The 1,126-nt window shown below is 47.0% G+C and carries 2 protein-coding genes; one reads left to right on the forward strand and one right to left on the reverse strand.

Translation table 11 applies throughout. The features are described 5' to 3' along the window. Positions 1-206 (forward strand): hypothetical protein (locus tag GC093_RS35455; RefSeq protein WP_216624547.1); only part of this gene is annotated, 206 nt, incomplete at its 5' end. A gap of 150 nt (positions 207-356) precedes the next feature. On the opposite strand, the gene GC093_RS07995 is transcribed toward GC093_RS35455, so the two are convergent. Further along, the gene (locus GC093_RS07995) at positions 357-881 is read right to left on the reverse strand and encodes an NUDIX hydrolase (protein WP_171651348.1); all 525 of its coding nucleotides are present in this window, start codon (positions 879-881) and stop codon (positions 357-359) included. Between the last annotated feature and the right edge of the window lie 245 nt (positions 882-1,126).

Below are 1,126 nucleotides of genomic sequence, written 5' to 3' on the forward strand. Positions count from 1 at the left end.
CAAAAATACATCATTACTTGGTTTCACTTCCCAAAACCTCAATCACTCAAAAACCCCTTATTTTGTCTAGGTTTGTCCAATATTTTCATAACCTGTTTTCACTCTTATCAACTGATAAAAATCACTTTTCTCCCGCTCTTTTTGCATCAAATTTGCATCAACTTGCCTTCCAAAATAAAAATTGGAAACTGGGCTGTGCAGCCTAGTGATCCAGAGGATGAAGTTCAGAATTATTAGCGGATACGAAGATGCTACGTTCCAGCCGTACGTGAGCATCACCCAACCCACGCGATTTAATGATTTCAAGATTGTACACACTCTAATACAAGCGATCAGACGGGCGGGTTTAAGGATGGCTAGCTTATGAGCTGCTCCTCCAGCAATTTGTGAATCACGATTTCATGTGCGGGAAAAGCGATTCGGGGGAGCTCCTCGTATGAGAAATAACCTACTTGGTCGATATCGTCTCCCGCACGAAGCTCCCCGCCGGTCTCTTTAGACAAAAACCAGATCATGACGCTCTGCTGCTCGGGATTATACCATTCAGTGCCTACGTACGGCTCGCCATAAAGGGAACTGACAGTATAGAGAGAGGTAAGCTCTATGCGCAGTCCCGTCTCCTCCAACATTTCACGCTTTGCCGCCTCATACACATCCTCTCCCCACTCCACATAACCGCATGGCACACACCATTGCCCGCTGTAGCGTCCCCGCTTTCGGCCAAGCAGCACCTTGCCGTTCCGGATGAGAATCATAGCTACGCCCACCGATGGATTCTGGTAAAACACAAATCCGCACACGCTGCAGAGGGGCTTCGATAGCTCCTTGTTCTCATTAAGTCGCAGGGAACCCCCGCATTTTGGACAATAGCTGTATTTCATCCGCAATCCACTCCCATTATAAGGAAATCTTTATCTCGCTCCGATTGTACCTTACTTCTGGTGGGTCCTCCAATACATGTTTGCGAAGAATTTGTTCTCGCTATGCGATCAAGGAAAACAGGTAGTCCTACCGGTAGTCGTGGGCTTCGCCAGCTTAATATGGGGTGCCGAACTGCCTTTTCAATCCACGTACCAATAAAAATACTACCAAAGAAAATCGTCATCAAATTGCCGACCCACTTCGC

This window comes from Paenibacillus foliorum (assembly GCF_013141765.1).
GTDB lineage: Bacteria > Bacillota > Bacilli > Paenibacillales > NBRC-103111 > Paenibacillus_S > Paenibacillus_S foliorum.